This window comes from Vibrio sp. 10N.261.54.A5, from assembly GCF_041471145.1.
GTDB lineage: Bacteria > Pseudomonadota > Gammaproteobacteria > Enterobacterales > Vibrionaceae > Vibrio > Vibrio crassostreae_C.
In genome coordinates this window covers 68773-85959 of the sequence record NZ_JBFRNU010000044.1, presented here as the reverse complement: position 1 = coordinate 85959, position 17187 = coordinate 68773, and the positions used below count along the sequence as shown (strand labels likewise).

The 17187-nt window shown below is 45.7% G+C and carries 13 protein-coding genes; 6 read left to right on the top strand and 7 right to left on the bottom strand.

The features are described from left to right. Window positions 1-45: 45 nt before the first annotated feature. Window positions 46-1128 (bottom strand): pyridoxal phosphate-dependent aminotransferase, encoded by a 1083-nt coding sequence (locus AB4329_RS13820; RefSeq protein ID WP_017061632.1) that lies wholly within the window; start codon window positions 1126-1128, stop codon window positions 46-48. Window positions 1129-1434: 306 nt separating this feature from the next. Between AB4329_RS13820 and AB4329_RS13815 the strand changes: the two genes are divergently transcribed. Then, complete coding sequence (locus AB4329_RS13815) at window positions 1435-1836, top strand: hypothetical protein (protein ID WP_017061631.1); 402 nt, start codon at window positions 1435-1437, stop codon at window positions 1834-1836. Window positions 1837-2060: 224 nt separating this feature from the next. Next, complete coding sequence (locus AB4329_RS13810; RefSeq protein ID WP_102393965.1) at window positions 2061-2798, top strand: NUDIX domain-containing protein; 738 nt, start codon at window positions 2061-2063, stop codon at window positions 2796-2798. Between the two features lie 141 nt (window positions 2799-2939). Here AB4329_RS13810 and AB4329_RS13805 read toward each other — a convergent pair whose 3' ends face one another. Next, window positions 2940-4460, bottom strand: coding sequence for an aldehyde dehydrogenase family protein (locus tag AB4329_RS13805; protein ID WP_016785531.1), 1521 nt, complete (start codon window positions 4458-4460; stop codon window positions 2940-2942). 320 nt (window positions 4461-4780) lie between these two features. Between AB4329_RS13805 and AB4329_RS13800 the strand changes: the two genes are divergently transcribed. Beyond that, window positions 4781-6571 carry a sigma-54-dependent Fis family transcriptional regulator gene (locus AB4329_RS13800; RefSeq protein WP_372138557.1) on the top strand — a complete coding sequence of 597 codons (1791 nt, stop codon included), beginning with the start codon at window positions 4781-4783 and terminating at the stop codon, window positions 6569-6571. A gap of 15 nt (window positions 6572-6586) precedes the next feature. Here the strand turns inward: AB4329_RS13800 and AB4329_RS13795 are convergent, their stop codons facing one another. Beyond that, window positions 6587-7438 (bottom strand): LysR family transcriptional regulator, encoded by an 852-nt coding sequence (locus AB4329_RS13795; RefSeq protein ID WP_372132938.1) that lies wholly within the window; start codon window positions 7436-7438, stop codon window positions 6587-6589. A gap of 98 nt (window positions 7439-7536) precedes the next feature. Here AB4329_RS13795 and AB4329_RS13790 point away from each other — a divergent pair, with 98 nt between their 5' ends. Then, a complete protein-coding gene (locus AB4329_RS13790) occupies window positions 7537-8184 on the top strand; it encodes a glutathione S-transferase family protein (RefSeq protein ID WP_372115437.1) in 648 nt (215 codons plus the stop codon). A 143-nt stretch (window positions 8185-8327) separates the two neighbouring features. Beyond that, complete coding sequence (locus AB4329_RS13785) at window positions 8328-9770, top strand: N-acylglucosamine 2-epimerase (RefSeq protein ID WP_372138556.1); 1443 nt, start codon at window positions 8328-8330, stop codon at window positions 9768-9770. Between the two features lie 142 nt (window positions 9771-9912). Here the strand turns inward: AB4329_RS13785 and AB4329_RS13780 are convergent, their stop codons facing one another. From AB4329_RS13780 to AB4329_RS13770, 3 genes are all read right to left on the bottom strand, one after another. Beyond that, entirely contained in the window at window positions 9913-11358 is a 1446-nt protein-coding gene (locus tag AB4329_RS13780) for a sucrose-6-phosphate hydrolase (RefSeq protein WP_372138555.1), read from the bottom strand. Then, complete coding sequence (locus tag AB4329_RS13775) at window positions 11355-12314, bottom strand: aminoimidazole riboside kinase (protein ID WP_372138554.1); 960 nt, start codon at window positions 12312-12314, stop codon at window positions 11355-11357. Before AB4329_RS13775 ends, AB4329_RS13780 begins: the two co-directional genes overlap by 4 nt. Window positions 12315-12509: 195 nt before the next feature. Beyond that, on the bottom strand, window positions 12510-13949 hold the full coding sequence (locus AB4329_RS13770) for a sucrose-specific PTS transporter subunit IIBC (protein WP_017064972.1): 1440 nt from the start codon (window positions 13947-13949) through the stop codon (window positions 12510-12512). A gap of 234 nt (window positions 13950-14183) precedes the next feature. Here AB4329_RS13770 and AB4329_RS13765 point away from each other — a divergent pair, with 234 nt between their 5' ends. Next, entirely contained in the window at window positions 14184-15170 is a 987-nt protein-coding gene (locus AB4329_RS13765; protein WP_017061622.1) for a LacI family DNA-binding transcriptional regulator, read from the top strand. 134 nt (window positions 15171-15304) lie between these two features. Here the strand turns inward: AB4329_RS13765 and AB4329_RS13760 are convergent, their stop codons facing one another. Next, window positions 15305-16678 (bottom strand): carbohydrate porin, encoded by a 1374-nt coding sequence (locus AB4329_RS13760; protein ID WP_102320859.1) that lies wholly within the window; start codon window positions 16676-16678, stop codon window positions 15305-15307. Between the last annotated feature and the right edge of the window lie 509 nt (window positions 16679-17187).

Sequence of the window (17187 nt, the reverse complement as noted above, 5' to 3'; positions counted from 1 at the left end):
CGCGATGAACCTTTTTTATGCCTACTGATTTTATAACGGTTGCTTTTATAACTGCTTAATACGCTGCTTTAACGCTTCTAAATCTATATCATTGCCAACAATTCGTAATCGAACATACTCTTCAGTCATCGCGTCGCACGTAATAGCAAAATCGACACCCGAACATGTCTTAATACCGATACTCTCAAATAGCTTTGAAAGGTGAGTTCCTCTCTTTTTCAACAACATAATGGGCGTCGATATTGACGTGCCAACCACCTCAATATTGTTCTCAGACAACAAGCCGATCATTTGCTGCTTAAAGTATTCAGTTTTGCTGCGGTTCATTTCTAAGAAGTGTTTTGCATTGGGTAAGGTCGCCGATGCGATTTTTATTGAGGGGTAAGTCGGCGTAAACACACTCACCGCAGCTTCGATTGCAGAAGTCAGGTTTTCACTGCTGGCTAAGTAACCGAGTCGAATCCCAGCGAGCCCTAAACCTTTAGAAAAGGTTCGTAAAACTATTAAGTTGTCCAAGACTAAGGTCTGATCGAGCATAGACTGCTCAGGGGTCAGGTATTCACCATATGCCTCGTCGACAATCAAAATAGCGCCAGAACGCTCACATACTCTCGCTATCTCGACCAGATAAGCTCTGTCGTAGATTCGACCCGTTGGGTTGTTGGGATTATCGATATACACCAAGGCAGGATTTTGACTGCTTATTTTTGATGCCAACACACCGAACAGATCCGACTCGTTTTGATAATCAAACATGTTGATGGACTGGTACTTCCCGCCCACCAAAGTGAACTCTGATACTGCTTCAACAAACTGAGGGCCAATGCCTATCATGGTGCGATTGTTGTGATCGATAAGTTTATTGAAGATAAGTTCTAGCGCCCCAAGAGAGCCCGTGGTGTACGTAATACGACAATCTTCAATCCCAATAAACTGGCGAGTCAGATAAGTCAGCTCCGAAAGCTCCCTGTGGCAATAGTACTTATCAATACCGTAGATAATATCTTTGATCACATGTTCAGGAATTTCTGGTGCGCCAAATGGATTGGAGCCAAGTGAACAATCGATACGAAATGAGTGATCGACATAAGAATGGTATTCGCCACTTAACCGTGGATTTAAATGCATAAGAAAACGCTCAAAAAATATTCATGCGCTATTCTTATCGTACTGAATTTTATCTATATAGGTCATTTCGCGACAGTTCTTCGCCTTGTTTCGAGAGACTGGTTAAAAACCAAGATTGGTTCAAATAACGAATTCTCTTAAGCCATAATCAAGAGTTAAGCACTCGTGTTTACATTTCGAGTTAACCGAACCGCTTTCTTTGCGCTAGATTAAGCTGAGATAAGATAGGGTAATAACAGAGCTTGCATCTTTACTCTCCCTAGTTACCATAGCCCCATTAACATCCCCCATATTTTGAAGGTTGCTATGAAAGCAATTAAGACTCTTTTCTTCCTGATGGTTTTATTGAGCGGTCTGTTTACCGCTTGGCTGTTTATTCCAATTCCAGCGACCATGGACAAGCAAACGCTCGACGTTCCATTAACGGAACCATTCAAGCTTGTTGCGTATCGCAGCAACCCGAATGATGCGAGCAAGCCGCTGACTTACCACTACTATGTGATTTCAGATGTGGTTGGTGTAGACGACATGGACCCATTCCTGATTACCACGGACCAGTTCGTGAAGCTTGGCGAATTCGACGAGAACACATTCAACCTTACGGTTAACGGCAAGATTGATAGCTACACCAACGATTTGTGGATCAAGAAATCTGATGGCAAGCTTCAACACTGGTACGTGAGTATTAACGCGAACTATATTCGTTAAAATCGAACTGCAATAAACCTCATTTTAAAACTGCGCTTTGGCTTCCAAGCGCAGTTTTTGTTTCTAGCAACACCCTCCACTTATCCCGACCCGTTCGACATAAACTGCATTGCCTACTTTTGATTCACTGCTGCCCTTGCTCTCAAGGTGTTATAAGCTCTTTAGATACGATAAGCTCAGACCATGCTCGACGCCCAATAAATCAAAATAATAAAGGATCACCCGTGGAATTTACGCTCGACAAATTTAACGGCATCATCATTGACCCAGCAACAGCCCCTCACGATGTTGACTCATTCAATGCCGAACTCAGCGAGATCACCGAATTTTCAAAGCAGAATAACAAAGGCATCATTTGGATTAGCTTACCTATTTCACTCTCGCACCTTATTCCGGTGGCGACTGAGCTTGGCTTTGTGTTTCACAACTGTCTAGAAGACGAAATTACGCTGATCCACAAATCCGAGATTGTAGAGTTTGTGCCTTTCATCCCTACCCACACTTTGGGTGCTGGCGCGTTGATCACCAACGAACACAACCAAGTGCTGATGATTAAAGAGCACGGCATGACGGGTTACAAATTACCGGGCGGCCATATTGAGTTGGGTGAAGGTATTGAAGAGTCTGTGGTTCGTGAAACCTTGGAAGAGACAGGTATCGAGGCAACGTTCGTCTCTGTGGTTGGCATGGCGACAAGACACCCGTATCAATTCGGTAAATCAAACCTCTACTTTATTTGTCACCTTATCGCTCAAACTCAAGATATCGCGATTCAAGACACTGATGAAATTGAAGAAGCTAAATGGATAGATGTTGAAGAGTACATTAACAACCCCGACAGCTACCCGTTTAACCGCCAATTGGTCGGTACTCTGATCGGAAAGCAAGGTTTGGAGCTCACTCAGTTAGAAGGCAACTATGGCCCTGTCCACAAGCCCGAGATCTTCTTTTCGAAAAGCTAGATCAATTCAAACATAAAAACGCCCAACTCAATTGAATTGGGCGTTTTGCTTTCACTTTTATTTTTCTTAATTAAGCCAACTGCGTTGTTAGTTGCTCTTTGTACCTATGATTCATTCTCATACTTTTAAAACGAACCTGTATTAAAAGAAGCCTAACGGATTAGTATCATAGCTGATCAATAGGTTCTTAGTATTTTGGTAGTGATCGAGCATCATTTTATGTGTCTCACGACCGATGCCTGATTTCTTATAACCACCGAACGCGGCATGTGCTGGATAAGCGTGGTAACAGTTCACCCAAATACGCCCCGCTTCGATGTTACGACCCATGCGATACGCTAGGTTTGCATCACGAGTCCATACGCCTGCACCCAAGCCATACTCGGTGTCATTGGCAATCTCTAGCGCTTCTGCTTCATCTTTAAACGTCGTTACTGCGATAACAGGGCCGAAGATCTCTTCTTGGAATACACGCATCTTGTTGTGCCCTTCCAGCATGGTTGGCTGAATGTAGTAACCGTTGCCCAGATCATCTGGTTGCTGCGCGATTTCACCACCTGTTAGCACTTTCGCACCTTCTTGACGGCCGATTTCTAGGTAGCTCAAGATCTTATCGAACTGCTCTTTTGAAGCTTGTGCACCCACCTGAGTATCGGTATCTAACGGGTTACCTTGTTTAATAGTTTGAGCACGCTCGACCACCTTGGCGATGAACTTGTCGTACACCGATTCATGGATCAGCACACGTGACGGACAGGTACACACTTCCCCCTGATTAAAGAACGCCAGCAACATACCTTCGACACACTTATCTAGGTATTCATCTTCATGATTAAAGATATCTGGGAAGTAGATATTTGGAGACTTACCGCCAAGCTCAACCGTTGATGGAATCAAGCTTTCTGCGGCACATTTCAAGATGTGGTGGCCGACCTCTGTTGAACCAGTAAACGCCAACTTCGCTAAGCGATCGCTGGTTGCTAACGCTTGACCCGCTTCGCTACCAAAACCATTGACGATGTTGACCACGCCAGCAGGCAGAAGATCGGCGATCTTCTCCATCATCACTAGGATCGATGTCGGTGTTTGCTCAGCAGGCTTCATCACAACACAACAACCCGCCGCTAGCGCAGGTGCCAATTTCCAAGCCGCCATTAAGATCGGGAAGTTCCAAGGAATGATCTGCCCAACCACACCGATGGGTTCTGGGAAGTGGTAACTCGCCGTGTTTGAATCTAGCTCAGCTGCGCTGCCTTCTTGCGCTCGGATACAACCCGCGAAATAACGGAAGTGATCGACAACCAAAGGAATATCTGCCGCTAAGGTTTCTCGCACAGGCTTGCCGTTTTCCCATGTTTCAGCGACTGCGATTTCTTCTAGATTCGCTTCAATGCGGTCGGCAATTTTGAGCAGGATGTTAGAACGCTCAGTCACACTGGTCGAAGCCCAACTTGCACGAGCAGCATGCGCGGCATCGAGTGCCAAGCTGATATCCGCCTCGGTTGAGCGTGCCACTTGGCAATACACCTGACCATTCACTGGGGAAGTGTTATCAAAATATTCGCCGCTGACAGGCTTCACCCACTCGCCACCGATAAAGTTATCGTATTGCGCTTTAAAGTTCACCACTGCGTTATCACTACCCGGCTGTGCGTAAATCATAGTTAGATCCTTCTTAGATTTGTTATTGAGCTAGAGCTGTCTTATTTTTGTGGCGGCTCCTCTTGAGAAAAGAACTCATGACAAGACGCCCATGTTTATACTTTCTGTTTAAAACACTGATACTTCGTGTTTTCTTCACAACAGTAACAACGCAAATCACACGCCAGAACTTCAAAACTTGTTGTTAATAAATTGTAAAACTATGATTACAAAACATTTACAACCCAAAGTGAGTTGGCATTGAACGGACGTATGGAAACCACTCCAGTGTTCAACTGTTCCAAATTGGTACACCCTCACTGTTACGACATGGAACAGTCATGCACCTTCAACAAGCAAACACCTCAGATTGGCTTTCGTCCTCTTGGCACCGCAGCACAGAAGCGGGTCTAAAACAGAGACGACTTCCTGAAGACATTCGCCTACCACAATCGATTCTTAAGCAGCGACGTCATCAATCGGCTGACTTGATCCACATCGTCGAACGCAATGCGCTGCCTTTGTTTAATCAGATGTTTGCTCGTACCGACAGTCGTTTGATTCTGACCGATATTGAAGGGGTGATTCTGGCGAGTTGGGGACAGGAGCGGTTTAAGGAGAAGCTGACATCAATTGCACTCAGCTCAGGAGCGTGTTGGCAGGAACAACTTAAGGGCACCAACGCGATTGGCACCGCGATTGTTGAAGCTAAACCCGTGACCATCATTGGTGAGCAGCACTTCATCCACCAGCATCGATTTATCAGCTGTTCAGCAAGCCCTGTGTTTGATCACCAAGGGAACATGGTTGGCGTATTGGACATTACCAGTGAGCAGCAACAGCACGACAGTTCGGTGCAGCTACTGGTTCAAAATATGGTTCAGCTTGTTGAAAACCAGCTACTGAGCCACATCCCACAAGGCACCACTCGCATCGACCTCGCATGTGAGAAATCGTTATTACACAGTGGTTGGCAAGGGATTGTAATAGCCAATGAAGCTGGGGAGGTGGTGGCACACAATCAGGTCGCCTCTCAACTATTGGATCAAACCTCGATCGTCGGTGAGAGTATCGATACCCTCTTCAACCGAACCTCATTAGACACGCCTTTTGTATTTGAGAAACAACACCTCAAACAACCAACCACCAAACGCACGCGCTCCATTTCAGCATCGTGTGATTTGCACCATGGCGAGCAACAAATCGAACACGCTTGGCAACAAGCCAACAAGGTAATCGATAAAGGGATCAGTTTGTTGATCTTAGGAGAAACAGGAGTTGGCAAAGGCGAGTTTGTTAAAGCGCTGCACAAGCAAAGCCAGCGTAAGTCTTCGCCCTTGGTAGCGGTAAATTGTGGCGCGCTGCCTAAAGACCTTATCGAATCTGAACTGTTTGGTTACGCGCCGGGCGCCTTTACGGGAGCAAGCCACAAGGGCTTCCAAGGTAAGATCCGTCAAGCAGATAAAGGGATTCTATTTCTAGATGAGATCGCCGACATGCCTTTAGAAGCTCAGTGCCGACTACTGCATGTTCTGCAAGACAAATCCGTGGTGCCAGTTGGTTCTAATCAAAGCTATCAAGTCGATTGTCAGATCATCGCTGCAACTCACAAAAACCTCGAGCAGTTAGTCGCAACAGGTGAGTTTAGGCAAGACCTGTATTACAGACTCAATGGCTTAGCCTTCACCTTGCCAAGCCTACAACACCGACAAGACAAGCACGCTTTAATCGAGCACATTCATCGTAAATACGCCGAAGACGAACAGACAATCTGCCCGCACTTGATGAGCTTACTGTGCGCCTATTCTTGGCCGGGTAATATCCGCGAATTAGACAACTTACTTAAGGTTGCTGCTCTATTAGCAAATGATGAACCCCAACTCACACTCGAGCATGTGCCCAGCCACCTTGCTCAACATCTCACGTCATTAGCACACGATAATCAGCATCAACTCACGCCTCCTAATACCACCAAAGGTACAGCTAATAACGATTTAAGAAGTACCGTTGAAGAAACCTTGCTGCAAACCTATCAAGCCAACCAAGGCAACATAAGTAAGACTTCGAGAATACTCGGTATCAGCCGCAATACCATTTATCGAAAATTGAAAAGCTTGGGAATCCTCCAATAGGAAGATGAACCTAAGCTACTCAGAACCCAACTCCACAAGTTGATTGAGCACTTCTTTATCCAATACCGGGTGATGCTTGGTCGCTAGGATCAGCACAATATCGACCGAAGGCAACGGTGGCATATCATCGAGGATTCTCAAATCTGAAGTCACGCTCAGCTTACCCATCGCGCCAATGGCTAATCCAGCTTTAACGATCGCTCGCTGCGCTGAAGCAGTATTGCTACACGCCAATAACTGATAAGGCGTGCCCTGCTTGGTTAAGCCATTCACTGCCGCGGCGTGGTACTTACAATCGGTCTGAAACAAGGCTAATGGCACTGGTTTAGACTCATCGAACACATAATCAGGGCTGCTTATCCATACTCCGATATCATGAGTGAGCCAGTAACCCTCTTCACTATCGGGCGCTCGGGTGACAATCGCCGCATCAAGCCTGCCGTCATCCAACCACTCTCTCAGCGTAATGCTGGGCAGGCTGAATATTTGGATTGAACAGGTGGGTTCTGCTTTCTGCAACAGGTGAATCACTTTCGGCAGAATGGTGTCATTGTAGTCTTCAGGGCAGCCGAGTCGCAGAGGTTGTTTGTCTTCGTAACGCTTTACTTGCTTAAGTGCGGTATTGTGAAGGGCGACCAACTGTTCGGCATGAGAACGCAGCGCTAAGCCAGCTTCAGTCAGTATTAAATTACGTCCTTCTTTCTGGAAAAGAGTGACGTTGAGTTCTTCTTCCAACTTACGCATCTGAGCACTGAATGCCGATTGGGTACGATTTATCTGTTTCGCTGCACGAGTGAAACTACTGGTTTCCACAAACGCGAGAAAGCCTCGCAAAGCATCAATATCCATATTGAAATCACCACCCATCGTTTTTATTAATGTATTGCATCAAAATTATCCGTTAGTGCTCCGCAATACAATCCCCTAAGCTCAAAAGCATACTCACCAAACGCAAGGAAGCAACGATGCAGCTTTATATTGGAAACCAGAACTACTCAACTTGGTCACTGCGCGCATGGCTAATATTCGACAACTACAACCTGAGTACAGAAGTCATCAAGCTCAAGCTATTCACCTCTGATTTTTACGACACTCTGGCGAAAGTGACGCCAACGGCCAAGGTTCCAACCCTAGTTGATGGTAATGTTGCGGTGTGGGATTCATTGGCGATTCTCGAATACGTTAACGATGCCTATTTGGACGGTGCAGCGTGGCCTAGCTCAGTGAAAGAACGCGCCCATGCCCGAGCAATTTCCGCCGAGATGCACTCTGGGTTCTTTGCCGTCAGAAATGAAATGCCGATGAACTGCCGCGCACAACGAAAGCTCACACTGAGTGAAGACGCACTTAAAGACATCGCACGTACTGATGCAATATGGTCAGCACAAATGGAACAATACCCTGAAGGATGGTTGTTTGGTGAATGGTCGATTGCCGATGCGATGTTTGCACCCGTCGCATTACGCGTAGATACCTATGGCATCCAACTTTCAGAGAAGGCATCGCAGTATCAACAACGTGTGCTTAACAGTCCATCGATACAAAAGTGGCTGGCAGAGGCTAGCTTAGAAACCGATGTGGTTGAAGAGGACGAGGCGGGCAAGCCAGTATAAAATACAAGACACCCTTCCAAAGCTCACTAGTCTGTGAGCTTTTATCTAAACCTTATTAATTTGGTCGATTGTGATCGCCTAATCACAATGTGCAGATGTGATTGTTTATATTCAAAGAAATTCAAATAGTTAAGATAAACATCATGTTACGAGCAACGATCGCATTACTCAGTATTACTAGCTTCGCCGTATCTGCCAACGCCCATCTTCCTTCTGGAGAAGAGTGGCTCAACCATGCGACTGAAGGGCTTGCACCTTATTGGTTAATGCCTAGCGCTCAAGGAGAACCGGTAGGAAACTTCCCTACTTTCCGCTGTGATGACGGTACCTTGCTCGATGTTTCTGATGTGTGCCCTGAACTGAACAAGGGCTGGATCACGCCACACTTTGGCAAAGAGTTTACGCGAATGAAGTCACGTCAAACTTATGCCTATGGCGTGCTCTACCATCTTACTGGTGATAAGCAGGCCTTAGCGCTTGCCAAGCAAGGTGCCTACTACATCATTGAGCAGCTAGAAGATAAGCAAAACGGCGGCTTTATCGGCTACACAAAAGAGGGAAAAGCAGGCCAGGATTGGCAGCAACGTACTTCTCAAGATCAAGCCTATGCGCTGGTTGGCCTTGCCATGTACTACTACCTGACTCAAGACAAAAAGGTAGAACAAGCACTCATCGCCCAACAAGCTTTTATCTTTGATAGATATCGACTTAGCGACAACAGCGGTCTTGCTTGGGTACTTGCTGACGGTGAAGATGGTAGTGCAAAACGACGTGAACTAGTCGCACAACTTGATCAAATTAATGGCTACATGTTGCTCGTCGCACCTCTGCTCAAAGAGCCCGTCAAATCAAAATGGCTTGATGACTTAAACTGGCTCACGCAAACCATGATTGACCAATACCATTCTGAAGATGAACAACGCTTCTACGGCGCAATTCACGATAAAGCTGCGATGATGCCGAATGCTAATCACAACGATTTTGGGCACACCATCAAAGCGTATTGGATGACCTATCTAACCGGTCACGCATTAGAAAATACAGAATGGTCGCAATTTGGATTCGATGGCATGAAACACACTCTCGCTCTGGCGCAATATCAGAAAGAGTTCGCCAACGTATCCCAATATTATGGCGAGGAACTTCAGAAAGCGTGGAAAGGACAAGAGATAACTGGCTGGCAAAGCCGACCAAACACAAATTGGGCTTCATCATGGGAATGGGCGGAGCTTGATCAAGCAGCGATGACGGTTTCGCTGGTCGATGGTTCAATGAAAGACGTACTGCAATACACCCTACCCACCTTTCATGATGTATGGGTCGACCACAAATACGGCGGCGTGGGGCTTGATCCAAAACGCACCAAAGCTTTCCATTGGGGCAACGGTTATCACCAGTTTGAACATGCGCTGATTGGCTATTTGTTCGCTCAGCAAGTTGACGCCAAGCCAGCAGTATTGCATTACGCAAGGCCGACCAACAGCGAGATGCCAATGGAACCTTATTACTATCAAGGGGATGTGGTTAAGTTAGAGAACCTAGATGATGGGACACAAAAGGTCAGTTTCAATAACATTCGACCTTAGCGTTGGTTGTTTGTTCTAAATGGACTTGAGATTCAGGGCTACGGGGAATGGACAAGGTCAAAGAGTTAGCACAATAGTGATGTCGCAGACCAAACAAAAGCCGCTGTTGATCAGCGGCTTTCTTGATGGTGATAAGCGGAGGTTAGTTGCCCAACCCTTTAATTGGGTTCATCGAGTGATAAACGGTGTTCACGTCACCAGTCATCGACAATGAACTCAAGTCATCAATGAAGAAACGGCTGGTCATTGTGTGCTTACCGCCATTGATAAAGATTTCGATCACTGACTTATCAACATAAACCTCGATGGTTTGCTTGGTGCTCAACCTCGGTGCTTTTCTCACTGAGCCAAACTCTTCCGCGTAGAGCTGAGACATCTTACTGCGATCAAGCATGAACTCCTTTTCTGTAGCACTGAACACGATGTTATCACCCGCAACGTTAGCAAGTGTAAACTCAAACTCGTCAGTATCAGTTTCGAGCTCAACCATGAAGCTGGTTGTATCCAATTCAAGAGCATTTTCAACCACCACAGCTTCACCCTGTAGCGCTTTCAATTCAGGTAAAGCAGACTGAACAAGATAGCCATCTTGGATTTGAAGTTCGCGTGGTAACGACAACATGCCCGCCCACTGATACTCATTAGATGGTGTATTAATCTCAGGCAGACCAATCCAAGCAATCAGAATACGGCGGCCTGTATCATCTAGATAAGTCTGTGGTGCATAGAAATCGAAGCCATAATCTGGTTGCGCAATATCTTGGTGGTTTTCCAGTTCTACCGAATCGAGATTTAGGCGGTCACCGACGATATAAGCCACCGAGTAGATATTTTTGAAATCGTATGGATTTTCGCTAGACACACCTTGTGGAGAAAACAGCATCACCGACTGATTCTCTATTTCAAAGAAATCTGGGCATTCCCACATATAGCCAAGGTTGTTGTAACGAGTTTGAATTGGACCTTTGTGCTGCCAATTCATCAGGTCTCGGCTGCAATATAGCGCCATAGAGCCAGTATTTTGAGGCGTTTGAGCACCCACAACCATCAGATAATCGCCGCCCTGTTTCCACACTTTTGGGTCTCGGAAATGTTCGGTGTAGTGATCGTTTTCGATAACCACGCCGTGCTTTTCTATTTTGCCGTCAGCAGACATCTTGGCAAAACATTGAGTTGGCACTCGCAACCAATTTCCATCGCGCTTGTTACCTGTAAAAAACAACAATGCATTGTCGTTTTCAACCAATGCACCACCAGAGTAAACACCGTGAGAGTCGTAATCTTGGTCTGGGTGCAAGCCAATGCCGTGGTCTTCGAAATGAACGAAGTCTTTGGTAGAAAGGTGGTACCAGTACTTCATACCATGGACGGGGCCAACTGGCGTCCATTGGTAAAATAGGTGGTGTTCACCATTAAAGAAACACAGACCATTCGGATCATTAAGCAGACCAAACTTAGGCGCAATATGGTAGCTTGGATAGCCAGAGTCTTGTTTGCGAAGCTCTACCATCGCATCAATACTCTCTAGAGAAATATCTTCTATACGGCGATATCTTTGCTCTACTGTCCAGTTCGAGTTCAAACTCATACACTCTCCTCTACGGCATTCGTATTTGAAGAGTCTTTTTGAATAAACTGAGTAAGAGCTTCTTGCGTTGGAAGTGCGGTCATTGCGCCTTTTTGCGTGGTCGCCAGTGCACCACACACATTCGCCCACTGAATTGCAGAATCGACGACTTGTTGATTGTTCCACTCATCATCTTGAGAAAGCTTTGCAAGCAAACCGCCAACAAAAGCATCGCCTGCACCCGTGGTATCCACTGGCGTCACTGAGCGACCTGAAATCAACACACCTTGGTTTTCAAATACTCGCCAAACGCCTTTCGCGCCCTGCGTAACCAGAACAAGCGTGTTGTTAAGATCTGCAATGTTAGCCAAACCTTGTTCCATCGAAGTTGAATCGGTTAAGAAATCCAGTTCTTCTTCTGAGAATTTAACCACATCAGCCAATTCAACCGCTTTCATGACCACAGACTTAATTTCAGATGGGTTTTGCCACACTTCATCACGAAGGTTTGGATCGAAGCTGATGTAACCGCCCGCGGCTTTCATACGTCGGATCGCTTCGAAGGTACTGCTTCGGCTTGGTTCATTAGCCAAAGAGATCGAGCAGACGTGTAGCCACTCGTTTTTCTTAAATTCGGGAATGTCTTCAACAGACATAAACTGGTCGGCACTTGGCTTAACCATAAACGTAAAGCTACGCTCGCCTTGGTCATCAAGATCGACCACCACGGTTGACGTGCGTTGTTCAGGGTCCTTCACCAAACGCTCGGTATTCACACCTTCCTTTTGCAGAGTCACTTCCATAAAAGTGCCAAACGGATCGTTACCCACTCGGCCAAAAAATGCGCTTTTGCCTAAAAGGCGAGAAATCGCTACCGCGACATTAGCAGGCGCACCGCCCGGACATTTCAATAATGTCGCGTCAGTCTCCGGAATGAGGTCGACGACGGCGTCTCCAGTTACCCAAACTTGATTCATCTTTCTTACCTTAAAACTGAAAATCATGACAACCGAAAGCGATGGCAATCGAAAGCAGTAGCAACCAAAAGCAAGGTGACACTTCACGCTGTCATGTAAAAATATAAAAAGGCTAGCTAAGCCAAATCACCTAGCTAGCACCCCAAAGCTTAGGAAATGAAGTGAAAAGGGGGGCTTCACTTCTAGGGAGAAACGTTAAGCTGTTGCTTTAATGTTTTGCTTGCTGCGCTCGCGCAGACCTAAAACAACGGTCAGAGCAAAGGCAGTCACGAACGCGATAATCATACCTACCACGTAGTAGCCAATCTTTTCTGGTGATATTGAGATGATGCCAGGAATACCCGCCGCACCCAGTGCTTGTGCTTTCACATTGAACATCGTGATAAACGCGCTTGAAATCGCAGCGGCACAAACCGCAGCAATGAATGGATAGCGAAGCTTCAAGTTCACACCGAACATTGCAGGTTCAGTAATACCAAGCAAGCCAGTCACACCAGAAGGAATCGCGATACCTTTCATTTTCTTATCTTTACTCATGAAACCAACCGCCAGTGCCGCTGCACCTTGTGACACGTTAGACATCGCCGCGATAGGGAAGATGAACGTACCGCCAGTCGTTGCGATATCCGCAAGCAGCTGAGTTTCAATAGCAATAAAGCTATGGTGCATACCAGTAATAACAAACGGCGCATAAATCAAACCAAACACCGCACCGCCAATGAAGCCAGCACTGTTGTATAACCAATTTAGGCCGTCACCAAGCAGGAAGCCGATATCACGAGTAAATGGACCAACAATCGTGAATGTTAACAAACCAGTTATGAAAATCGCCAATAGCGGCGTTAGCAAGTTATCCAGAACCGAAGGAATAACTTTACGCAGCCCAAGCTCAACTTTCGCTAGAATAAACGCAGAAACAAGAACGGGTAGTACTGAACCTTGATAGCCTACTTTCTCGATTTCGAAACCTAAAATGTTCCAAACCGGAATGCTGCCCGACACTGATGCGCCACCGAAGCCCCAGCCGTTAAGCAAGTCTGGGTGAACCATCAACATACCTAAAGCCGCGCCAAGGTATGGGTTACCACCAAACTTCTTACTCGCTGAAAATGCTAATAAAATAGGTAAGTACACAAAAGGAGCATTAGCAAATGTATTGATCATGTTTGCTAAGTCGGTCAAACCCGGATTAGCGTCGATTAAAGATTTACCATCAATGAATAAGCCTTGAGCCGTCAATAGGTTGTAGATACCCATCAACAAACCACCAGCAACAATCGCCGGAATGATTGGTACAAAAATATCAGATAGGCCTTTCACCGCGCGTTGCAGGATATTTTGGTTGTCAGCACCTGCAGACGCCACATCGTTGGTCGACATTTCCGTCATTTCAGTCAGCTTAGCCAACTCAGCATAAACTTGGTTTACGATGCCTGAGCCAAAGATGATCTGATATTGACCTGCCACTTTAAACTGGCCCTTAACCCCTTCTAGGTTATCAATCGCCTGTTCATCAATTTTATCTTGGTCTGCAACCGCAAGACGCAGACGAGTCGCGCAGTGTGCGAGTGCGGTGATATTACTTTTACCACCTAATAGAGAAAGCAGCTCTTTTGCTATTTTTGGATAATTCATTACATACCCCATTGGATTATCATTTGAGCTTTTGAATTTTCGGGAACGTTTGCAAAACAAATTTTTGCCTAGAAATAACAAATGATCAAAGATAACTGCTCAATAGTGTGAGAATGATCTTCAAATTATCTCCCTAGGATAAGAAGACAGGGTTAAAATCCCCTAATAACAGGTAAATTTGATGCTCTGTTTGCAAACAATCCCAAAACTAAAATTACAATTGGATAATGAATAATGGCTAGTCTTCATGATGTCGCTCGTCTCGCTGGAGTTTCCAAGTCGACGGTTTCAAGAGTAATCAATGATGAGTATGGCGTAAAAGACGCGACCAAGGTGAAGGTGCGTAAAGCAGTTGAAGAGTGTGGCTATCTCCCAAACCAAGTCGCTAAAGACTTAAAGTCCCAAAAAACCAACCTGGTTGGCGTGATTGTTCCTAGGGTTTCTTCCCATGCCACCTCTCAGGGTGTCGATGGTTTAACCGCCGTCTTAGAGCAAGCGGGCAAGCATGTATTATTAGCGAGCACACACCAAACACACCATAAAGAACTTGAATATATTCAGATATTTAACCAGAGGCGTGTTGAAGGTATCATCCTGTACGCGACCCACCTCGACAACCAATTAGTCAAAGCGATTCAAAGCTCTGCCGTACCCGTGGTATTGGTTGGTCAAGACGGGTCAATGTTTAACATCCCAAGCATTGTGCACGACGACACTCGCGTAGGGTTTGAAGCGGGTAATCGCCTCATAGCGAAAGCTTGTAAGCATATGGGATTCATCGGTGTGCAAGGTGATGATATTGCGGTTGATAAGATGAGGTCGGAAGGCTTCGCTCAATCGCTTCAATTTAACGACCTCACACTGCAATTTCACGCCCGTGGCGACTTCACCATAGAGTCAGGTTACCAACTGGCGAAGCAGTATCTCAAGGAGCACACCAAGCTCGACGGCCTATTCTGCGCCACTGACCGTATCGCAATCGGTGCGATCAGAGCCATTCAGGAAGCGGGGCTCGTTCCAGGAAAGGATATATTGGTGCTCGGTGTAGGTGACGATGAGCTCGCTTCAGTATGCACACCAACGCTGTCTACGTTTAACTATGCGTTTGATAAAGCGGGAGAAAATGGAGCCAAGCTGCTACTCGACCGTATTGAGAAAAAAGGCTTTGAAATGAGCAAGATGGTGTTGACCTTCACCACTATTGACCGAGAGTCTTGCTAGCGATTTATTTCAGAGATCAGGTTATCCCAAGATAAAAAATGCCAACCTTCGAGTTGAAACGATAAGGTTGGCATTTGGTGATGCGACTATCACATCATGAGTAACACTCTCTATCTAAACGATATATCAAGCAATTAGAACCAAGTTTCCATCTGCAGTGCAAACAGAACCTCGCCGCCCTCTCCCATCGTTGCAGCATCTGCTTCAGTGCTGATCGAGTAACCATTTAGGTCTTCACTCCAATCCACATAGCTCACAGCGAAACGCAGTTCTGGTCGGTCAAAGAAACCAGTGCTAGTTGAAAGCTTGAGTGTTGGTGCAACTGTCGCTTTGTAGAAACCGCCGCTCGCTTGCTCTGTCGAGTTGTCTAAATCCATGTATTGCAATGAACCTTCGTAAACCATCTCAAAGTTCTCTGTGAACTCTTGAGCTAATCGAACGTTTAAAGAAGCCCATGTGAACTCGTCATTCTTCTTCAAACGGTCTTGGCTATGCTCTGCCATTAATGCAGGTGCTAAGCGCCAGTTGTCGCCAATGCGAGTGACACCGTAGCTAAACAGGCGAACGGCTTTCGCGTCATCCAGTAGATCACCATTTGAACCGATGCCTTTTAGCTCTGCACCTAGGCCACTACCCACTAACATACCCGTTTTAGAGAAGCCTTCGCTCAGACCAAAGAAGTTGTCTCCATGGTACGCAAACATTGCGTGTACACCGCTTTCAGCTGCGCCATTTAGGCGGCTATCATTGTCTGCTGAGGTCATACCGCTCAACATCACTTGCCATTGGCCAATACGGTTATTCATGGTTGCAATGTAGTTTTCTACATCTGTTGACGAGCTATCAATCTCACCAAAATCTCGGCCATAAATAGAGAAATTCGCTTTCCAGTTGTCGCTCATCTGAACGTCATAAACGCCCGCACCAGTACCTGATAAGAAGACAATATCCGAATCGAAAAAGTGAATATCAAAGTTGTCGCGATCGAATCGTTTACCCGCCCAAAACGTTGCTTCAGAAAACGCTTCAGATTCAGAGAACATGCTCAGACGGTTCAGTTCTGAATACACTTGTCGCACATTCAACTGGCTTTCGCTGGCAGTCCACTCGTTATTTGTCTCAGTACTGTCGGCCAACATGATGCGAAACAAAGCACTAGAGCCATCGTCTGCAAATCGCTTATGAATCAAGTTCGCTTCAACGTAATGATCATCTTCAACACCAAGACGTCCAATTGGAGCTCCAATGGCACCCGCCGCTGTCATGTAAGGACCAGTACCTGTCGCGCCGTTTAGGTCGTCGTTGATCAATAACCCAGAGCGAGCATAGCCGTGAAACTCAAACGAAGAAGCCTTTTCATTGGCCTCGGTAGAGACCTGCTCTGTTTGTGCAACCCTTTGTTCTAATTCATTAATACGTTGCTCTAATGCTGCAACGTCTTCACTTGCTAATACCGATGTAGTCATTAGCCCCATTGTTACAGCAACCGCTAAAATGTGTCGTTTCATTCTGATGTTCTCACGTTAATTGTTTTGGATTATCTGCAAACGTTCCCAAAATAATTCGTAAGCACATTTCGGCTTATACTTTTGATGTATAAGCTCTATATCGAAGAAGAAATAGAAATCAGTCGTGTGATTACTTCACTTTTGTATCTGAGTGGATGATAGATCGATAATTTCGGGAACGTTACCGAAAATGCATAATTCTGATAACTTTGTCACAAGTGAAATTGATTAATGGGCGAAAAATAGTGTATCGCGCACATTGAAGCCTTTATCAAGGTCGTCGATAAGCTAGAGTCAGTTACGAACAAAGCGTGATGAAACACACAATAACCACCACCTTTAACTGATGAATAACTCGATTATCGAAGGTGAACACGGTTTTGTTCGATCTAATAAATGACGATCGAATCATAAAAGGGAAGTTAGAAATGAATCCAGATACTTATGAAAGCTTCCAATAAAAAAGCCAAGTTGAACCTTAGTGATCAACTTGGCTTTAAATGGCTCAA